The following is a 362-nucleotide window of genomic DNA, read 5'->3' on the forward strand; positions in this document are numbered from 1 at the left end:
CATCATGTATGCAACCAGAGCTAGTGCTTACTTGAAAATGAAGAAACCCATTGCTGCCATCCGGGATGCCAATGCAGCTCTTGAAATTAATCCAGATTCAGCCAAGGGTTATAAGTACCGTGGTTTTGCTTGGGCAATGCAAAGAAAATGGGAACAAGCTGCTGATGATCTTCATCTGGCATCAAAATTGGATTTTGATGAGGAAATTAATGATGAGCTTAAAAAGGTCGAACCACACGTGCAGAGAATCAAAGAGCACAACAGGAAGTACGAGCGGCTGCGCAAGCTCAGAGAGCGTTCCAAAATTGAACAGGAGAGACATCGTCGCCAAGCTGAAGCTCGCGCGGAGTATGAGAAAGCCG

The 362-nt window shown here is 45.9% G+C and carries 1 protein-coding gene; it reads left to right on the forward strand.

Annotated features, from left to right (window positions below; translation table 11 throughout):
* Positions 1–37: 37 nt before the first annotated feature.
* On the forward strand, positions 38–362 hold a 325-nt coding region (locus tag C6N31_RS42635), incomplete at its 3' end, for a tetratricopeptide repeat protein (protein ID WP_198359680.1).

This window comes from Streptomyces fildesensis (genome assembly GCF_016107395.1).
GTDB lineage: Bacteria > Actinomycetota > Actinomycetes > Streptomycetales > Streptomycetaceae > Actinacidiphila > Actinacidiphila fildesensis.